Here is a 16,875-nt window from a genome sequence, read left to right on the forward strand (position 1 = left end):
ATTATGAAGTTGAAATTATTGACCTTTGCAATGCTTGCGACCGCATCCGCCAACGTATTGGCAGCTGATGTCATTAACCACAAATCGCCATACTGCGGCTGCTGTGGTGAATGGACAAAACACATGGAAGAGAACGGATTTACGGTCGAAGAGAAATTGCACGATGACATGAACGCCATAAAACGCGATCTAGGCATCAAGAACGAACAGCTTTACTCTTGCCACACAGCAGAAATCAACGGCTATGTGTTCGAAGGTCACATTCCAGCCGAAGACATTAAAGCATTCTTAGAAAATCCACCACGTAACGCAAAAGGGCTCTCGGTACCGGGCATGCCAATGGGTTCCCCTGGTATGGAGTATGGCGATAAAAAAGACAGCTACACTGTTTACGCGTTTAACGAAAAAGGCCAAGTGTTCGAATATAGCCACCACGAAGGCAACGACAAATAACAAGAAAGCCCAGCAAATCAATTGCTGGGCTTTTTCTTAATAGACAAATATAAGATTAGAAGCCGTAAGAGGCACCAAATACAAACGCATTGTTAACTAGGCTATCACCACTTGCGTTTTCTGCACCGTGTGCTTGGCTACGGAACTCAAAGTAAGGCTGAACACCTTTACGTGTCCACGTTGCGCGAAGCTCGTGGTCCATCGTTTCCGCTTCAATCATGTAGACGTTGTTGTAGCTTAGCGTCACATCTTCATTCATCACGTAACCAATACGGTTATCCATACGGTAATCTGTATCCGCATCTGCGTCTGTCGCATCAATATGCGCACGAGTACGGTTACTTAGCGAGATACCGTTATCGAAGTTGTAACCGATCTTAACCAATGGACGGTACTGTACGTTCTCGCCAGCAGAGAACAAGTGTTGGTAACCCGCTGCAACCCATAAATGATCGGTAATGTTAAATGACTGCTCACCACCCACAGTGATTGCTGGTGTTGTGTTACCCGCGCCACCGTTTTCTGTTTCCAGTTTACCCAACTGAATACCATCAAATTCGGTGTAAACCGTAAAGCCGCCGAATTGGTTATCAAAAGTATGACCAGCTTCCAGTGTAGACGTAACGTCCGAACCATGGATTCGACCATCATCGTGGAATTGAACGTTACCCGTTACGTAAGAAGAACCAGCAAAAGCGCTAGAAGCGAAAGCGAGAGAAAGAGCACTCAGTGCAAAAATGTTTTTCATAATTACTGCCTTTATTTATTCACGTTATGCGACGGTTTTAAAGGGCTTCTCTTCCCTTTTATCGCAAACTTTGGAATGTGCCTCCTTGGCGATCGCAATATTGTTCCAATTAATTCGCGATGGAAAATAAAACATTTTAAAAAGTGATCTTGTTCAAACCGACGCTCAACAACCCTGATAAAAGTATGGTAAATACAGGCACTTACCGTATTTTTCTATAATGATTCAAAAAATAGAAGTGTGATCATAAACAGGTAATTTATTGACATTTAGCAAATTAAGTCGATCCAGTTCACAATAACCCTGACCATTACAAGCTAAAACTTATTTATCAATGAAAAATAATCAGACATTGGTCACACTTAATTTCCCATAAAAATAAAGAAACCCTCAACATGACATTGAGGGTTTGCTTAAATTTAGCTGAGAAGATTAAGGTTATTTCACGCTAGTTACGCGGCTTGCTCTTTCCCCTGTCGCCGATACAGAGCGGATAAACACTTCTCCTTTCACACTTGGACGAGCATTGTCTGCGTAAGTCAGCCAGTTTTGACCGTCTAATGAGTATTGCAGTTCAACGCCAGGGAACTGAACGTTCATAGCTAGCTTGCCGTTTTCTACTTTCGCACCAGGAATTGGAAGGCGGTAGTCGATACCAGATTTTTCTAGCTTAGCCAGTTCACGTTGGCCAAGCACGTTCGCAAAGCGGTTGTAGTCTTGGTTTAGCGATGCTTTATCAACTAGGTTAGAGTTTTGCGAGTACTCAACACCGACTTTGTAGTCGTTCTCCCAAACTGCGCGATGCCATGCACGCTCAGCGGCTGCGAGTACGCGAGGGAATACCATGTACTCGTATTGCTCATCGTTACGTACTGTCTCAGACCAAAGCTGTGCTGATAGACCGTAGAAAGGTTTCGCTTCGATTTCACCTTTACCAGTAAAGCCGTTGCCATCGCGGTCTACAGAGGTTTCTGCGTTCTGAGGCATGTTCTCTGGTGCAAAGCCAAACATCTTACGCGTATCGGTTGCACGTGTTGCCCAGTAGTAACCACGCTCTTTCGGATCAACTTCGTATGGCATGTCCATGTACACATAGTCAGGGTTAGAAACGATCACGTCGTAACCTTTCTCAGACCACTCGTACACTGATGATGTACCACCCCAGTAAAGAACGTCCCAGAAGTTAACACGCGTATTTTCTGTTGCGAATGCTTTCTCACCTTCGCTGTATTTCAAACCATCTTGCCATGCTTGGAAGTTTGGAATGCCTTTCTCAGCAACTAATTTTGATACTTCTTGTGCAAAATGACTCGGTAGGTGAGCAAAATCGCTCACTGTGCCTTCTGCGATTAACGCCTGACATTGTGGAGATTGCGCGAATGGCTTGTCTTGTTTCGACAGATCAATCGTGCCCTTCCAGCTAACTTTGTCTTGCGCGTTCACGTCTTGGAAACCAGCGCCAAGCTTGATGTTCTTCGCTTCATCGCCACCAAAGTGCCATGTCGTTAGCGGTGCCCCAGCTTCAGCGTGCATTGCTGCCACTTCTGAAATCACTTTATCTACGAAGCGAGTGGAAGATTCCATACACGGGTTGATAAAGCTTTGCTTATCGTAGAACTGAACCGTAGTGACATTAGAAGTATCTTGAGGATCCATCAGGCGGTATTCGTTCGCTTCAGCTTCCTTACCTTCTTCCATTAGACGGTCGTAACGAGCTTCCATAGATACTACTGCGGCACGAGCGTGCGCTGGCATATCGATTTCGGGAATGACTTCAATGTTACGCGCTTTCGCGTATTTCAAGATTTCCACGTAGTCTGTTTTACTGAAGTAGCCAGAGCCAAAGTTGTCTGTCGTTGGACCGGAACCAAGCTGAGGCAGTACGCAGCTTTTCTCTTGTGTATCGAAACAACGATTAGCGCCAACCTCTGTCAGCTCAGGTAGGCCTGGGATTTCTAAACGCCAGCCTTCATCATCGGTTAGGTGAAGGTGAAGTTTGTTCATCTTGTACGCTGCCATTTGGTCTAGCGTTGCGAGAATGGCGTCTTTAGAGTGGAAGTTACGAGCCACATCCACCATCACACCACGGTAATCAAAGCGCGGTGCATCTTGGATAGACAGTTGTGGTAGAGAATCAGCATTTTGGCTATCTACCAGGCCAAAGATAGATTGTACTGCGTAGAAAGCACCTGCTTGGTCAAACGCTTTAATCGCAATACCATCGCCTTTGATGCTCATCTCGTAAGCACCAGATTTTGCCAATTCACCGGTGAAGTCTGCAGGAACAACAGTGATGCTTACAGGAAGATCACCACGAACGTCCACACCTACCACTTCTGCACGATCTTGAATTGCTGCGAATTGAGTCGCATCGAATGCGTCTTTAGGCAGCGCAATACCTGCCGCGATATCTACTGTACCTTTGCCTGCTTCAACAGACATTGGCGTTGGTAGTAACGTGGTTGATACATCTTGTTTTACTAGGTCTTCGTTCTTCTCGAAGCGAGACACAGCGTTTGCAAATACGTTGTTGTCATCTGGCGTACGTTTTAGGTTGTTACCTTCAAGGCCAGTCACGAAAGATGCAACGTCTTCTGTGTTAAGAGAAGCGATCATCTTAGGTTCTGCGTTTGGTGCAGCCACGAAAGCGCCTGGCATAAAGTCGGTTTCAAATAACTGCCAGTATTCGCCAATTAGTGGAAGTACCACTTCTTCGCCCGCCGCAAAGCCATCAAACTTATCTGTTGGTTCCAGTTTGTGTAGGTCGCCCGTTACACGAGAAATTTTGAACTGATCATTATCTACATCCAAAATCAGACGAATGCTGTGGAAGTAGATAGCCCAATCTTTTGAGTTAACCGCTTCACCTTGGTTAACTAGCGTCATGTTCACCTTGTTACAAGAAGCCCACTCAGCTCCTAAATCCTGACAAGCAAGACCTTCGTTTGCACCGTGGTTAGTCAACACTTGGTATTGAATATCAAGGTTATGAGCCAGTGAATTTACAACTTGTTGCTCAGAGCTTTGCAGAGCAGAGCAACCTGCTAATGTGGTGATAACAGAAACAGCAATCAGACTAGGTTTAAACATCTTACTTCCCCAAAAAAGTCAGTGGTTCAAAACGACAACGATAAACATCGCGGCTCCTCAAATGCGAGGGGCCTAACAGTTGCATTCAACATACAACCAGTTATTTCTAAGAGTAAAATAAATAGAAATAGGAAGTGATCTAGTTCAAAAAATGATACTCAGCAAAAACCATAAAAACTTAACTTTCATGAAGTTACAAGCTACGTCAAAATCGAACAACTTGTTTTGACGAGTTTGCTGCGATCTAGGTCACTCATATTCATGAGTTACGACTGATTTTGTAAGATTTGGATCACGCCTAATTATTTTGTGAACCATTAGTAAGCGAATGACCTATTTATCTTTCGTGAAGTGACTCTCATTTATTCGTCGTCAAAACTCGTCAATATTTTTAGAAATGACGATTTTGTCGAATATCCCCACTAGAGAAATTGCACTTAACCTCAAGCATTTTTGCGTATAAAGTTTAAAGGTATCTTACCTGAGGACCATTCTATGTTTCGTCTCTTGACACTCATATCATCCCTACTTGTTGCCTTTGCTCCCTTTTCCTCTTATGCAGAACCGCAACATTGGTTAGCAAAAAAAGGGGAAACCGAGCTGATGATCATTGGCTCTGTGCATGTGGGCGATAAAACGATGTACCCACTCCCTAAAACTATTACTCAGCACTTAAGCCAAAGCGCTGGGTTGATTATCGAAGCAGATGTCAGAAACTCTGAAGGCTTGGTTTACCCACAAACAACCATCCTTTCTAAAGATGTTTTAGATAAGGCTCAACGTCGCCACTTAGTCGAGATAGCACAAGATTTAGGGTTGCCTGAAACTCAACTTTTAAATTCTCCACCATGGACGGCTGCATTAACCATCCAACTCGCTTTAGTCAACAAGCTGGGGTATGTCTCTGATAAAGGGGTCGACATGCACTTAATAGGACTCGCTGATAAAAAACAAATCCCGGTCATTCCACTGGAGTCCGTGCAATTCCAAATTGATTTAATAGCAGGTCAATCAGAAGGTGGTAAAGAGATGCTCCTCTCGTCAATTGAAGAATATGACGGTGGGGAAGAATTGGTTCAGTGTTTGATAGAAAGTTGGAAGAGCGGTGATGGTAGCATGTTGGTTGAGGCATCATTAACCGATCAAGCAACAGAAGATTTTAATCAGGCTTTCTTATATGAGCGCAATCGAGATTGGGCAAAAAAGCTTGATACTGGCAGTGTCCTACCTCAACGTTCGGGTCGCTATACCGTTGTTGTCGGCAGTTTGCATTTAGTTGGTAAAGATAATCTGATTGAGCTGCTTAAAAAAAGGGGCTTTGACATAAAACCACTCGGTAAAACCCGCCAAGCTAGGTGCCATATTTAGAAATTTATTTGAAGGCAGCCGGCCTCATCAATGATGAATAGCAAGGCATCACGCTAACACGATCACTGACAATGGTTTACTCCTCTGCTAAAACGACTCTAACCTATGCGGATACATAATAACTCATATGAAATTTAAAGCTTTATTCCTATGCGTGAGCAGCATGATGCTCACTTCATCGCTTGCTTATGCTAAACCGTCATGTAACGTAGAAAATTTTCAAGCTATTGATATAACCCCAGAAGCAAAAGGCGGGGTATTAGATAAAGAGAGTGGCCAGTTTCTTATTACCGAAAAACCAATGATGCGTTGTGCGAACATCACTTTTTCCACTAACCATACCCGAAATCGCGTCGCACATATGATGAATCAAGGCTTTGAAGCTGTTTACTTTGATGGAAGTACGAGCAAATCTCACTCTGTCACGTTTGATGAAGACGAACTAAAAGCAGGTTACATCAAAGTTGGTCCAAACCATCCAAAGACCGCTTATGTTTGCTTCACAACTTCTGAAACTCCTATCAGCACTATCTCGTGTGACATCAAGTAATAAATTTACTCGCTCTAAAAAATGAAAAGGCCCTACATCTCTGTAGAGCCTTCCTCTCAATACGTGTCGGTGAAGTGCCATATTCTAACGTCAGGTGAACCCATTTGGCTCAATACTATTGAAGTCTAAAATTACTAGCGCTAAAAACGACGAAAGCCTGCTCATTGAGCAGGCTTTCTAAAAGTGGTCGGTGAAGTAGGGATTCGATTGGACTGGCATTCCATCGGACTGGCGCACCAGACCCCGACCCTCTGGCTCCAAATAAATATCACCAAATACGAAAAAGGCTCTACATTTCTGTAGAGCCTTTTTCTCAATATGGTCGGTGAAGAGGGATTCGAACCCCCGACCCTCTGGTCCCAAACCAGATGCGCTACCAAACTGCGCTATTCACCGAGATCTTTAACTGAGGACTTGTCCTCGTCAACGAATGCGTATATTACGGATTCTGGACTGTGACGCAAGTGCTTTTTACAAAAAAACCTTAGGTCTTAATTCGTTTGATGAATAACTGAACACTAGCACGTAAAATGTGACTGATAACTCACAACAAAATACAGTTTATTAACCTTAGCAACATAATTGATCCAGATCAGTGTGCAACAAGGCACTGCCATTTAGTTTTATGCCTGTCGGGAACATCTTGGAGGAAACGTATGGACTTTTGGCTTGATCTCCTATTTGGTAATGCAGTGGGTCTATCGTCAATGATAGTAATCTTTGGGGCAATTGGTCTGATGTTATTTTACGGCGGTTTCTTCATATACAAGATCATGAACGACAAATCTCCTCACTAGATCTCGCTTAGCTCTAGAAACGCTTTGCACCGGAGTCGGTTACTTGCCTACTCCGGTTTTTTATTTGATCTCAATGCACCACTCATTGATATAATCCTATTATTCCTCCCTGTTCTTAATGAGATTACTACTATGTCTCACGATGACGATTTTGATCTGTTCCAACAGATGATGGGCGATGTAAAGCCGATCACTCAAGACACCGCCGAACACAAAAAAGTACACCAAGTAACCGAAGCACAGCTCGCCAAGAGAGAAGCAGCAATCTGGCTAACAGAAGATGACCCAGAATACCTGTCACTTGATCACGCAGAAATGCTGAAACCAGAGGACTTTGTTGAGTTTAAACGTGATGGCGTACAAGACGGGGTTTACCGCAAGCTTCGTCTTGGCAAATATCCAATCCAAGCACGCCTAGATCTGCATCGTAAAACATTGAAAGAAGCTCGTGATGAAGTCGTAAAGTTTTTAAAACAGTGCCTATCAATGGACATACGAACGGTCGTTATTGTCCACGGCCGAGGAGAACGCTCAAATCCACCAGCACTAATGAAAAGCTTTGTTAGCAGCTGGCTACAACAAATCAGAGAAGTTCAGTGCGTGCATAGTGCGCAACGCTTTCACGGTGGGACCGGAGCCGTTTACGTTCTACTTAGAAAAAGTGCGGAAAAGAAATTAGAAACTCGCGAACGTCACCAAAAACGGTTGGGCTAAATTTCACCCTAATGCTAGAATGCCCGCCCTTATTCTTCCTTCCCTTTCACGGGAAGGAAACTTCATTCGCCGTTGTGAAACGTTAGGAGACAAAAATGTCACAAGACAACGCTAAACGATTAAATAAATTCATCAGTGAAACAGGTTTTTGTTCACGCCGTGAGGCAGACAGACTGATTGAACAAGGTCGTGTCACCATTAATGGAAACAAGCCTGAAATGGGAACAAAAGTGCTACCTGGTGATGATGTTTGTGTGGATGGTAAGCCAGTTGCAGCAAAAGAGAAGCCGATTTATATCGCTCTCAATAAACCAACAGGCATCACCTGTACAACAGAACGAGATGTACCTGGAAACATCGTTGATTTTATCGGTCACAAAAAACGTATCTTTCCGATCGGCCGCTTGGATAAACCCTCTGATGGTCTGATTTTTTTGACCAACGATGGTGATATCGTCAACAAAATCCTCCGTGCTGGCAACAGCCACGAAAAAGAGTACGTTGTGCGCGTGGACAAACCGATTACAGGTGAGTTTCTCAAACAGATGTCGAGCGGCGTTAAGATTCTCGATACCGTCACCCTACCTTGTAAGGTAACGAAAGAGACTAAGTTCTCTTTCCGTATTGTGCTCACTCAAGGACTTAACCGCCAAATCCGTCGTATGTGTGAAGCACTAGGTTACGAAGTCTTTAAGCTTCGTCGTGTTCGAATCATGAATATCTCTCTTGACGGTATTCCGAACGGAAAATGGCGTTACTTAACTGACGATGAAGTCGCTGAGATTCTTGCTATGTGCGATGGTTCGGTGGGTACAGAAGAGGCATCTCGTGTTGACTCAAAAGGCCGCAATATTCGTAAAGCGACCGACGCGAAGTTATATGACAGCCGTGAAGAAAACCAAGACTCGGTATCTCGACGAAATCAAAAGCCACGTACCTACCGCGGAAATAACGCAGACGATTTTCGTCATGCTCCAAATTCGAAAAAAGGTCAACAAAAGCGCCGTCAGCGTGATGATGAAGGCGGACGTCCAGCAAAAGAACATTACAAAACGAAACCACAAGGTGAACGCAGCAGACCGCAAAGCAAGCATGGTAAATCACACCGTAAACCAGATGCATCGAGCAATACGCACTCAGCAAACAAGCCTCAATCACCGAGTAAGCCTAAGCAGCATTACATGAACCCAAATGTCGCGAAGCCAAGCAAACCAGCTAAACGCACCGGTGGTACATTGAGTCTAAAGAAGTAACGCTTCACTGACAGGCAAGATCAAAAAAGGACGCTCATGAGCGTCCTTTTTATTTGTCATGAGTTTACAAACAAAGAGGTGCAAACTGACCACGAGTTAATCCAAGCAAATCTCTCGGGGCGAGTTCAATCTCTAATCCTCTCTTCCCTGCGCTTACACAGATTGTGTCTTGCTCTGCTGCGCTTTCGTGCAAAAAAGTAGGTAAGACTTTCTTCTGCCCCAGTGGGCTAATCCCACCAACAACATAACCTGTGGTCTTTTGCGCGATTTCCGGATCAGCCATATCGGCCTTTTTGCCCTTCGCTGCTTTCGCTGCCAGTTTTAGGTTCAGCTTTTGATCAACAGGGATAATCGCAACCGCAAGGTTCTTTGGCTCGCCGTTCAAGCAGAACAGCAAGGTTTTAAATACTGTTTTCGGATCCTGCCCCAGTACTTCAGCAGCCTCCAAGCCATAACTATCGGCTCTAGGGTCGTGCTCATACTGATGAATCGTGTGTGGAATTTTTTTCTTTTTCGCAAGATTAATGGCCGGAGTCATCAAGATTCTCCTCATAAAAACAAAAAGCGCAGATTGAATTGGATCTGCGCTTTTAGTTAATGATATCAGCGAGTTTGAGTCAATCGCTTTTTCTCTGTTGGGTTACTGATCAATCGCCGTATCAACTAAATACGTGATTTCACCTGAAGGGGCATACTCATTAACATCAATAGGGCTGTGTGTTTCTAAATAATCCTTCAAAACCTCAGCATCGGTAAAACCTGTATTTACATACCCAGGATGATCGTCGATTTTAGGGTAACCATCACCACCAGCAGCATTATAGCTTGGTACGGTAAAGCGGTAATTACCATCTAAGCGAAGTTGCTTATTACCAATGAACACATTGGTTACCTCACCATTATTGATACTCATCGCAATACCCGCAAACTGCGCGTAAGCTCCAGAGTCGACAGGCTTAGTTGCAACGACATTTAGGTAATCCAATACTTCTTTGCCCGTCATATCAACGTAAGAGACCATATTGCCAAATGGCTGCACAGTCAGCACATCTTTGTAGGTAATGTCACCTGCTGCAATCGAATCGCGAACGCCGCCAGAATTCATTACGGCGAAATCTGCTTTTGCACGTTCCATGTGAGCCGTTGCAATTAATCGACCTAAGTTTGTTTGCTGGTAACGAACCACACTGCGGTCACCCTCAAGCTTACCGTTAGATTCTGCAATCTTCACGTTTAGCTTGCCCTGACCTTTTTCTTGATAAGGACGAAGAAACTCAAGCATCGCTTCGTCTTGTTCAATCTCTTCTTGGATCAAAACTCGTTGCGACTGACCATCAACTTTAATTTTCTTTTTCAAGTTTACTGGGATCAGATCGTAGCTCACCATCGAGAGTTCACCATTACGAAACTCGTAATCGGCGCGTCCCACATATTTCCCCCACTCATGTGCCTGAACAATATAAGCACCATTTTGTTGATCAGGCTGACATTCATTACCCGGTTTAAAACTCTTTTTGATGACGTTTGGACCTTCCATGCAAACCGGCTCTTGTGAGTGACCACCGACAATCATATCCAGATCACCTTCATTCAAATAACGAGCTAACGCTACATCACCAGGTGCATTGATGCCTCTATTGCCATTCTCATAGTGTCCCATATGTGTGACAGCAAAAATAAGGTCTGGGTACTCCGTTTCTTTCAGCTCAGCAATTAGATTCTTGGCTTCTTCTTTTGGATCACGGAAGTCAATTTGTTCAATGAATTCAGGGTTGCCAAGTTTCGCTGTATCTTCGGTTGTAAGACCAATTACTGCAATCTTAATACCCTGTTTGTTAAACATCGCGTACGGTTGGAATAGGCGCTTGCCAGTATTTTTATCGTAAATATTGGCAGACAACATCGGAAAACTTGCCCACTCTTGCTGCTTGAAAAGCACATCCAATGGATTATCAAACTCATGATTACCTAGCGCCATCGCATCGTAACCAATTTTGCTCATGCCTTTAAAATCTGGCTCGGCATCTTGTAAATCAGACTCAGGTACTCCAGTGTTGATGTCACCACCAGAAAGCAGTAACACACTGCCCCCCTCTGCTTGTATTTCTTCACGCAAATCATCTATTAACGTTTTACGTGCCGCCATACCGTACTCGCCGTATCGATTTTGCCAAAAACGACCGTGATGATCGTTAGTGTGTAGCACGGTCAATTTATAGGTTGTATCTGCATTCCATTCTGGTGCAGGTTGCGTAGCACACCCAGCTAACGAGGCCAAAATAGCGGCACTCAACGCAGTTTTAATAATCAGACGCTGCTTCATTTATTTACCTTTTTTCTTATTGGGAGTCACTGATGCACATTCCCAGCGGCCTAGAGCCTTTACAGCAAGAAGCTGAGAATGATGCGCCATCTGATAAAAAAATAGCCAACACGAGGTTGGCTATTGCATTTGATCACCAGTCATCTGGCGTTTACTTGATATCGATATCTGCAAAGCTCTTGATCAGATCATCAAGAGATTTCATTTGCGCTAGAAACGGTTCTAACTTGTCTAGCGGCAGTGCAGATGGGCCATCACAGCGTGCTTGGTCTGGGTTTGGATGCGCCTCGATAAATAGACCTGCGATGCCTGTTGCTAGACCCGCTTTCGCAAGTTCAACTGTCTGCTCACGACGACCGCCAGATGCCGCACCTGACGGGTCACGCATCTGTAGTGAGTGCGTCACGTCAAAGATGATTGGGCTGCCTTTCGACGCATTTTTCATCACACCAAAGCCAAGCATGTCTACGACTAGGTTATCGTAGCCGTGGCAAGAGCCGCGCTCACATAGGATGATCTTGTCGTTACCGCATTCCGCGAACTTCTCAACGATGTTACCCACTTGACCTGGGCTCATAAATTGAGGTTTCTTCACGTTGATAACCGCACCTGTTTTTGCCATTGCTTCAACAAGGTCAGTTTGACGAGCTAGGAATGCAGGAAGCTGAATAACGTCTACCACGTCAGCGACAGGTTGAGCTTGCGCTTCAGTGTGAACGTCCGTGATGATCTTCACACCAAATGTGTCTTTTAGCTCTTGGAAGATTTTCATACCTTCTTCCAGGCCTGGCCCACGGTATGAATGAACAGAACTGCGGTTTGCTTTGTCAAACGACGCCTTAAATACGTAAGGAATGCCAAGTTTTTCCGTTACTTTTACGTAGTGCTCACAGATCTGCATCGCAAGATCACGAGACTCAAGAACGTTCATACCTGCAAATAGGGTGAATGACTTGTCGTTAGCAACCTGAATGTCGCCGATATTAACGATTTTCTGTTCCATTTTGATTCTCTTTTTCTGTCCACGATACGCCACAGTTCGGCACATCGATAAAATTAGTGAAGTGTGACGTGCGTTTCACTCATCACATTAACTTGTGATTTTAGTAGCTCAGAAGCCGGATCGTCAGGGCATTGGTCAATAAAGTACTGAAAATCTGACACCGCCACTTGAGGGCACTCTAGCTGTTGGAAAATAAAACCACGGTCACGAATCTCGTATGGGTCATCTGGCACAAAGGTTAACGCAAGGTTCGTACAACGCAACGCCAGCGTGTAGTGCTCTTCACGTAACATCGCGCTTTTGATCAACGCTAACCAGCGACCAATAATGGTTGGATTGTCAGCTTCTTCAAAGTGTTCTGGCTTTAACTGAGCCAACGGCCCTTCTTGACCAATAAGCCAAGCTTGGAGAATTCTTTCCCCCACATACTCACCATTAAATGGGTTAATGTAGTCTGGCTTTTTATGCATCCAATCGACTTTTAGTAGGAACTGAGTAGGGAAAGTGACTCCCTTCAACGGGAAACCCAGCTTTTTGCCTAGGTATAACAAAATCGAACCTAAGCTCACGGGAATACCTTTTCTGCGCTCCAATACTTTATCAATGAAGCTGTTGTCCGAAATAAAGTATTCCTGCTCGTCGCCTTTGAATCCCCACTCGTGGAAAAACAGTCGTAGGAATGCATCAAATCGTTGCTCTTCATCGGTTTCATGAACAAGCGTGGCTTCTGCATCTTTGTAAAGACGCTCTAACTCTTGTTTCGCCCAATGTACTTTGGTTTCTGGGTTAATCGCTTTGTTTAGCTCAAGCGCACCTTCCACCAACGGTATATTGTCAAAATCTTCGTCAAAAAACTCTAACATGACGTCTTATCCAAATAACGTAGGGCTCTTAGACACAGCAATGTTTGCAGCCATGACTAACCAACCTAATGCGCCGAAAAAGCCAAATATCTTCAGTAGGTTGTTTTTCGCAAGCTTCAACGAGAAGAAACCGAGCGCAATGTACGCTAGTACGCAGGTGATTTTGTTTGTTAACCACGGTGCGGCATCAGTAAACGGGATGAAACCAGTAATGAAAATAAGCGCGATACCTGACACTAGCAATGCAGTATCAACGATGTGGGGAAACACTTTCAAAAAGCGATTATTTCGCTTCGGTGAGTTCATCATCATTAACACGAATCGGATCGATAATAGTGTCGCGCTGAGCGCAATCGTCACTAAGTGTATGTGTTTTAGAGCTACGTACATTTTTCTTCTCTTTTTAGTTAGTGTTTGCTGACTTCCATGATTAACTGGCCAGGCAACCAAGTGTTACTCGGTCGTTACCGCCATAATCTTTTTCCGTGGCAACTTGTTGGTAACCAAAACCACGCATTATCTCACGTACGGCATCACCCTGATCATAACCATGTTCGAATGCCAGCCAACCGCCTACTTCAAGATACTGACGAGCAAGATCCGAGATATGGCGGATATCGGCTAAACCATTCTCCTTAGCAACTAATGCAGATTTTGGCTCAAAGCGCACATCACCTTGGGATAAATGTGGATCTTTTTCATCAATATACGGCGGATTGGAGACAATTAAAGCAAACTTCGTACCCTCTGCAATAGGCTCGAACCAACTGCCTTGAGCAAAGGTCACATTTTTGATGTTTAGCTGCTCAGCATTGTACTCTGCAAGTGCTTTCGCTTCTTGCTTGAGATCTACGCCCATCACTTGACGTTTTGGCATTTCAGATGCGAGTGCGATAGCAATTGCCCCCGTCCCCGTTCCAAGATCTAAAATAGGTCCTGTTTGCTCATAGGTCTTATCGAGTGCAACTTCGACCAAACGTTCTGTATCCGGTCTTGGGATCAAGGTGGAGGGAGAAACTTTGAACGGTAGAGACCAAAACTCTCGCTCACCAATAATATAAGCGACGGGTTCACCAGCTAAACGTCGTTCAAGTAGAGCGTCGAATTTTGCTTGTTGCTCTGCTTCTAATGCTTTTTCTGGCCAGGTCAGTAGATAAGTTCGTGGTTTGCCAAGGATATGGCAGAGGAGTACAGCTGCATCGAGAGAAGGCGACTCTTTGCCGCCTTCTGCCAGTTTCGCCGTCGCACTTTTCAGTGCTTGCTCAATTGATTGAACTTGGCTCATCGATTAGCCGTTCTCTGCGAGCGCCGCAAGTTGGTCTGCTTGGTGCTCTTGAATCACAGGATCAATCAAGCTCTGCAGGTCACCTTCCATCACTTCGTTCAAACGATAGATGGTTAGGTTGATGCGGTGATCAGACACACGACCTTGTGGGTAGTTGTAGGTACGAATACGGTCACTACGGTCACCAGAACCTAGAAGGTTACGACGTGTATCAGACACTTCTGCGGCACGACGCTCTTCTTCCGCTTGAACGATACGAGCAGCAAGAACCGCCATCGCTTTCGCTTTGTTCTTGTGCTGTGAACGCTCGTCCTGACACTCTACCACCGTACCCGTTGGTAAGTGAGTAATACGGATTGCAGAATCCGTGGTGTTAACGTGCTGACCACCCGCGCCAGATGCACGGAACGTATCGATTTTCAGGTCTGCTGCTTTGATTTCTGGCAGATCCGCTTCTGGGATTTCCGCCATCACCGCTACGGTACATGCAGAAGTATGCACACGGCCTTGGGATTCAGTTGCAGGAACACGCTGTACACGGTGACCGCCAGACTCAAACTTCAGTACGCCGTACGCACCGTCGCCGCTCACTTTTGCGATCATCTCTTTGTAACCACCGTGTTCAGCTTCGTTTGAAGACATCACTTCGATGCGCCAGCCACGCTTTTCTGCGTACTTGCTGTACATACGGAATAGATCACCCGCGAAGATACCCGCTTCGTCGCCACCCGCACCTGCACGAATTTCTAGGAAACAGTTACGATCATCGTTCGGATCTTTTGGCAGAAGAAGAATCTGTAACTCATCAGTAAGACGCTCAATCGTCGCTTTCGCTTCTTTGATTTCTTCTTGCGCCATTTCACGCATTTCTTCGTCGTCTTCGTTTGCCATCTCTTCAGCGGCGACAAGATCTTCTTGTGCTTGTTGATAAGCTTGGAAGCACTTGGTTACTTCTTCTAGCTGAGAGTACTCTCTTGATAGAGCACGGAATTTGTCCTGATTTCCAATTACATCAGGATCACCAAGAAGATGTTGAACTTCTTCGTAACGTTCTACTAGCGTTTCTAGCTTAGTCAGAATAGAGGCTTTCATAGTGTCGTTTTCTTAATAAAAAGCGTGAGTTATAGATCATCCAAGCCGAGTGTCTGGCGGATAATCGTTAATTTTGCTGGTTCGCCTTGCTCTGCCGCACTTTGCAATGCGCGAGTTGGAGCGTGAATCAGTTTGTTGGTGAGTTTATTACTCAGCTCGCGCAGCACTTTCTCTGGATCTGCGCCCGCCGCTAAAGATTGCAAACTTTTGCTCAGTAACTCTTCACGAATTTCGTTGGCTGATTTGCGATAGTCGCGAATACTATCGACGGCTTGCAGTGAACGCAACCATGTCATAAACGCAGCGCTTTCTTCACTAACAATCGCTTCGGCTTGAATCGCTTCGACTTTACGCTGCTCAATGTTGCTGTCGATGATAGATTGCAAGTCATCAACCGAATACAAATATGCGTCGTTCAGTTCACCGACTTCCGACTCTACATCTCGCGGCACCGCAATATCGACTAACAAGATAGGTTGATGTCGGCGCTGCTTCAGAGCCGTTTCGACCATACCTTTGCCAATAATAGGCAATGGGCTCGCCGTTGAGCTAATCACGATATCCGCTTTCGCCAAATGTTCAGGAATTTCGTTCAAACTGATCACTTCTGCGCCAAATTGATCCGCTAAGCCTTGCGCACGCTCTTTAGTGCGGTTCGCGACAATCATTTTTGTGCAGCCGTTGGATGCTAAATGCTTCGCGACCAGTTCAATCGTCTCTCCCGCACCAACCAAAAGCACGGTTGAATCAGATAACGACTCAAAAATATGTTTTGCCAATGTACATGCGGCATAAGCCACGGACACAGCATTACCGCCGATATCTGTTTCTGTTCTCACACGCTTGGCGACTGAGAACGTCTTTTGAAACAGTTTATCAATTGAAGCATCGACAGCTTGATGATCTCGCGAGTCAGAAAATGCTTGTTTTACCTGCCCCAAAATTTGAGGCTCACCCAACACCAGAGAATCTAGCCCGCATGATACGCGCATCAAATGCTTAATTGCGGCTTGTTCTTCATGCACATACAAACTCGGCATTAAATCTTCGCGGCTCACTTGATGAAACTGAGCAAGCCAATCGATTAACTTATTTCGCGCCCCTTGCTTAACATCGCAGTACAACTCAGTTCGGTTACAGGTTGAAACAATCACACTGCCGTTAACCGCTTCGTGCTCTCTAAGTTGCTCGAGTGCAGGGCCGAGTTTATCCGGACCAAACGCCACCTTCTCTCGCAAGTCGACAGACGCTGTATTGTGATTGATTCCAATAGCAAGCAAGGACATCTAACGTGGTATCTCTGGGATAGGTTATAAAATAGGTCCAGAATTTTACT

At 44.9% G+C, this 16,875-nt stretch carries 16 protein-coding genes and 1 tRNA gene; 6 read left to right on the forward strand and 11 right to left on the reverse strand.

Annotation, left to right across the window (positions count from 1 at the left end; translation table 11 throughout):
• The first annotated feature begins 3 nt into the window (after positions 1-3).
• Entirely contained in the window at positions 4-453 is a 450-nt protein-coding gene (locus EX191_RS12070; RefSeq protein ID WP_012842060.1) for a DUF411 domain-containing protein, read from the forward strand.
• 55 nt (positions 454-508) lie between these two features.
• On the opposite strand, the gene EX191_RS12075 is transcribed toward EX191_RS12070, so the two are convergent.
• Both EX191_RS12075 and EX191_RS12080 read right to left on the reverse strand, forming a co-directional pair.
• Complete coding sequence (locus EX191_RS12075) at positions 509-1,201, reverse strand: oligogalacturonate-specific porin KdgM family protein (RefSeq protein WP_005382004.1); 693 nt, start codon at positions 1,199-1,201, stop codon at positions 509-511.
• Between the two features lie 438 nt (positions 1,202-1,639).
• A complete protein-coding gene (locus EX191_RS12080) occupies positions 1,640-4,291 on the reverse strand; it encodes a beta-N-acetylhexosaminidase (RefSeq protein WP_193447823.1) in 2,652 nt (883 codons plus the stop codon).
• A gap of 495 nt (positions 4,292-4,786) precedes the next feature.
• On the opposite strand from EX191_RS12080, the gene EX191_RS12085 reads away from it, so the two are divergent.
• Both EX191_RS12085 and EX191_RS12090 read left to right on the forward strand, forming a co-directional pair.
• Positions 4,787-5,659, forward strand: coding sequence for a TraB/GumN family protein (locus tag EX191_RS12085; protein ID WP_006743037.1), 873 nt, complete (start codon positions 4,787-4,789; stop codon positions 5,657-5,659).
• Between the two features lie 127 nt (positions 5,660-5,786).
• A complete protein-coding gene (locus EX191_RS12090) occupies positions 5,787-6,209 on the forward strand; it encodes a hypothetical protein (protein WP_065645201.1) in 423 nt (140 codons plus the stop codon).
• Between the two features lie 319 nt (positions 6,210-6,528).
• Here the strand turns inward: EX191_RS12090 and EX191_RS12095 are convergent.
• Positions 6,529-6,605, reverse strand: a tRNA-Pro gene (locus EX191_RS12095).
• A gap of 260 nt (positions 6,606-6,865) precedes the next feature.
• Between EX191_RS12095 and EX191_RS12100 the strand changes: the two genes are divergently transcribed.
• The 3 genes from EX191_RS12100 to rluF all read left to right on the forward strand — a co-directional run bounded on the left by EX191_RS12100 (position 6,866) and on the right by rluF (position 8,973).
• Positions 6,866-7,006, forward strand: coding sequence for a DUF3149 domain-containing protein (locus EX191_RS12100; protein WP_005382236.1), 141 nt, complete (start codon positions 6,866-6,868; stop codon positions 7,004-7,006).
• Positions 7,007-7,138: 132 nt separating this feature from the next.
• Positions 7,139-7,720 (forward strand): DNA endonuclease SmrA, encoded by a 582-nt coding sequence (gene smrA, locus EX191_RS12105; protein WP_005393162.1) that lies wholly within the window; start codon positions 7,139-7,141, stop codon positions 7,718-7,720.
• Between the two features lie 95 nt (positions 7,721-7,815).
• The gene (rluF, locus tag EX191_RS12110) at positions 7,816-8,973 is read left to right on the forward strand and encodes a 23S rRNA pseudouridine(2604) synthase RluF (RefSeq protein ID WP_193447824.1); all 1,158 of its coding nucleotides are present in this window, start codon (positions 7,816-7,818) and stop codon (positions 8,971-8,973) included.
• 64 nt (positions 8,974-9,037) lie between these two features.
• On the opposite strand, the gene ybaK is transcribed toward rluF, so the two are convergent.
• From ybaK to hemA, 8 genes are all read right to left on the reverse strand, one after another.
• A complete protein-coding gene (gene ybaK, locus EX191_RS12115) occupies positions 9,038-9,511 on the reverse strand; it encodes a Cys-tRNA(Pro) deacylase (protein WP_046874289.1) in 474 nt (157 codons plus the stop codon).
• 102 nt (positions 9,512-9,613) lie between these two features.
• Positions 9,614-11,296, reverse strand: coding sequence for a bifunctional UDP-sugar hydrolase/5'-nucleotidase UshA (ushA, locus tag EX191_RS12120; RefSeq protein ID WP_193447825.1), 1,683 nt, complete (start codon positions 11,294-11,296; stop codon positions 9,614-9,616).
• A gap of 151 nt (positions 11,297-11,447) precedes the next feature.
• A complete protein-coding gene (gene kdsA / locus EX191_RS12125; protein ID WP_193447826.1) occupies positions 11,448-12,299 on the reverse strand; it encodes a 3-deoxy-8-phosphooctulonate synthase in 852 nt (283 codons plus the stop codon).
• 53 nt (positions 12,300-12,352) lie between these two features.
• Entirely contained in the window at positions 12,353-13,162 is an 810-nt protein-coding gene (locus tag EX191_RS12130) for a SirB1 family protein (RefSeq protein WP_005384098.1), read from the reverse strand.
• Positions 13,163-13,168: 6 nt separating this feature from the next.
• Positions 13,169-13,552 carry a SirB2 family protein gene (locus EX191_RS12135; RefSeq protein WP_005382225.1) on the reverse strand — a complete coding sequence of 128 codons (384 nt, stop codon included), beginning with the start codon at positions 13,550-13,552 and terminating at the stop codon, positions 13,169-13,171.
• Between the two features lie 40 nt (positions 13,553-13,592).
• Entirely contained in the window at positions 13,593-14,447 is an 855-nt protein-coding gene (gene prmC / locus EX191_RS12140) for a peptide chain release factor N(5)-glutamine methyltransferase (protein ID WP_193447827.1), read from the reverse strand.
• 3 nt (positions 14,448-14,450) lie between these two features.
• Positions 14,451-15,539 (reverse strand): peptide chain release factor 1, encoded by a 1,089-nt coding sequence (gene prfA / locus EX191_RS12145; RefSeq protein ID WP_005382222.1) that lies wholly within the window; start codon positions 15,537-15,539, stop codon positions 14,451-14,453.
• A gap of 29 nt (positions 15,540-15,568) precedes the next feature.
• Entirely contained in the window at positions 15,569-16,825 is a 1,257-nt protein-coding gene (hemA, locus tag EX191_RS12150; protein ID WP_005384104.1) for a glutamyl-tRNA reductase, read from the reverse strand.
• Positions 16,826-16,875 lie beyond the last annotated feature (50 nt).

The sequence above is a fragment of the Vibrio chemaguriensis genome (genome assembly GCF_012275705.1).
GTDB lineage: Bacteria > Pseudomonadota > Gammaproteobacteria > Enterobacterales > Vibrionaceae > Vibrio > Vibrio diabolicus.